Annotated in this window: 2 protein-coding genes; both read right to left on the reverse strand. The window is 73.3% G+C overall.

The features are described 5' to 3' along the window. Positions 1-110: 110 nt before the first annotated feature. Complete coding sequence (locus AB0395_RS48055; RefSeq protein WP_366295047.1) at positions 111-539, reverse strand: lasso peptide biosynthesis B2 protein; 429 nt, start codon at positions 537-539, stop codon at positions 111-113. A 24-nt stretch (positions 540-563) separates the two neighbouring features. Further along, positions 564-2,426 carry an asparagine synthase-related protein gene (locus AB0395_RS48060; RefSeq protein ID WP_366295049.1) on the reverse strand — a complete coding sequence of 621 codons (1,863 nt, stop codon included), beginning with the start codon at positions 2,424-2,426 and terminating at the stop codon, positions 564-566. Between the last annotated feature and the right edge of the window lie 125 nt (positions 2,427-2,551).

The raw sequence follows: 2,551 nt of genomic DNA on the forward strand, positions 1-2,551 counted from the left end.
GCCCGCCGGCCGCCCCTCGCGGCCCGCCCGCCGCCGGGCGGCCGGCCCCCCGGCGCCCGCGGGCGCCGGGGCCCCCCCCCCCCCCGCCCCCCGCCCGCCCCCCGGAACGGTCAGCGCCCACCGGGCCCGACCTCGACGAGAACCCTCAGGTAGTCCGGGGGCAGGTCCTCGTCGACGTCGCGGCCCTCCGCGCGTACCCACGCGTGCGCCCCGAAGGGCGGCGTGACGCGGGCGCCGACGCACCAGGTCGGCCAGAAACCCCACATCCGGCACAGGATCGCCGTGGCCAGCGCACGCGGCAGGCACCCGTTGGGCCCGCTGCACGCCCAGCTGGTCCTGACGACCACCGAACGCGCCCGGCTCGCCTCGCCGTACCGGGCGGGCCGTGCTCCGCGTCGCAGGCGAAACAGGACCCGCTGGATCTGAAGCGGCGACCGTTTCTCGAGTCTTCTCGCGACGAAGACCGCCACCCTGGCGAACAGCCGATCCCGCCGGGACAGCGAGGCGGGGTCGATGGAGATGGTCTGGGGCATGGTCATGGTCGGCTCCAAGAGGTTTCGAGATCAGTCCGGGGTGCCGGAGCGCGGGCCGCCGGTCGGGGCGCTCTCCCTTTCGAGCTGGTTGCGCAGCCAGATCTCGCAGGCGATGGTCGGCTCAAGCCTCAGGGAGAACGTCTCCACGTCGACCGGGCCGTGGCACGTCCTGCGCAGCCTCGCCAGGTCGACGATCCCGAGCCGCGCCAGTTCCGAGTCCTCGACGATCCCGATGATCTGGTCACGGTGCTTCCTGCTGCCCAGGACCGCGTTCGCCGGGGTGTGCGACTTCGTCGTCCTGGTCAGGGTGACATCGGGGACGATCCCCCGCATGGCCTCGACCAGGATGGGCTTGTACTTTCCCGGGTCGTAGCGGTCGGCGAGCCGTACCGAGAGCACAGCGTCCATCACCCGGTCGTCGAAGAACGGGGCGCTCGTCACGGCTCCGTCGGCGGCGGAGATCTGCTGGAAGCCGCGCGTCGACTGCGCGCCCGAGTGGATGGACGCCAGCGTGGTGTGCATACCGCGGTCGCCGTCCAGAACGGGGTCCAGGTCGGCGGCGCGGCGTATCTCGTCCCTGACCATGGCGATCCCCTCGGCGCTGAGCCAGGTCGGCAGGGCGGGGAACGCCCCCCAGCCGAACTCGGCGCGGCTCATGTCGACGTCATGGTTGGGAAGCCGGTCGGCGGCCTCCCGCAGCCACGAGGCGTAGGTCCCCGCGGTGAGCATGCTGCGCGCGACGCGCGTCCACGACCACCGGTGCTTGGCGGTGATGGCCCGCAAGTGGTGGAAACCGACCCGCGGCTGGCTGCGCAACAGGCGGGGCAGCCACTGGTAGGAGTTGGAGCACATCTCGTCGCCGCCGAAGCCGACCACGTGCACGCGCGGCCGGTGCCGCTCCCCCCGCATCAGGATGTGCCGGTACGGCTCGCGGTTGTGCTGGGCGAGGAAGGGCTCGTCGAACGAGTCACGGGCAGCCAGGATGCCGTCGTAGACCAGCGGCACCTCGTCGGCGGCGAGCACCTCGTGCCGCACGCCGTGACCGGCCCGCCGCAGTTCGTCGGCCGTGCGCGTCGCCCACTCGACGTCCTCATCGAGGGTGTCCGGCTGCGCGGTGGTCAACGCGACCACGTCGGCCCCCTCCCGCGTCGCCAGGGACACCAGCGAGCTGGAGTCGAGCCCGCTCAGATGGGCGGCGACGATCTGGCCCGCCGTCGCCCGTACCCGTACCGCATCGCGCAGTGCGACCCGCAGCGTCGCGGCGGCGTCGGCGCGCGACAGCTCGGCCGGGGGCGGGGACCACCATCGTTCCTCCCGCACGCGCCCTTCCCTGTCGAGCCGTACCGCGCGGCCTGGCCAGACCGCCCGCACCGTCGTCCAGACCGAGTCCCAGCCCAGCGGCCAGGGCGGGGCGGTGAACAGCAGCCGGGAGGCGATCCGTGCCGGATCGACGGCGGCGTCGGACAGCAGGGCCAGCACGTTGGCGTGGTCACTCGCGACCGTCAGGCCTCCGGCCCTGGTGTGGAACACCCGCCGCAGTCCTGTCGCGTCGCCATACAGCGTGGTGACACCCTCGCACGAGGCCACGAGGTGGAAGCTGCCCGCGATCCGGGCGCGGAGGTCGCGCAACCGCCCGCCGCCGGCCACGTCCGCCGCCCGCGCCGCGAGCCACTGGCCGGTCACCGTGTGCTCGCCCAGGACGGCGACCACGTTGTCCCCCGCCCTGCCGACCGACAGCTGTTCCCCGTCCCACCGGCCGACGAGCCAGGGACGGCCGGAAGCGTGCGTCAGTTCCGCGACGTCGGCATATCTGTCACGGAGCCGCTCAACCACGGCGAAACCGGCATCGGCGTCCGGGAGCACGACGAACCACGGAATCTTCAACTGGGACACGCTGGTGCACTCCTCCTGAGCTGAGGCCACGATGGGCGGCAGTGCCGTTCACCCCGTTCCGGCCGGGCACGGGGGAGACGCGGGGGAGCGCAGGATTTAGTGGGGGCCCCGGGGGCCCCCCCCCC

The organism is Streptosporangium sp. NPDC051023 (assembly GCF_040689595.1).
GTDB lineage: Bacteria > Actinomycetota > Actinomycetes > Streptosporangiales > Streptosporangiaceae > Streptosporangium.

Bases quoted from the DNA above. Each gene is read 5' to 3' on its own strand.
- AB0395_RS48055 (WP_366295047.1), bottom strand. From the start codon at position 539: ATGACCATGCCCCAGACCATCTCCATCGACCCCGCCTCGCTGTCCCGG.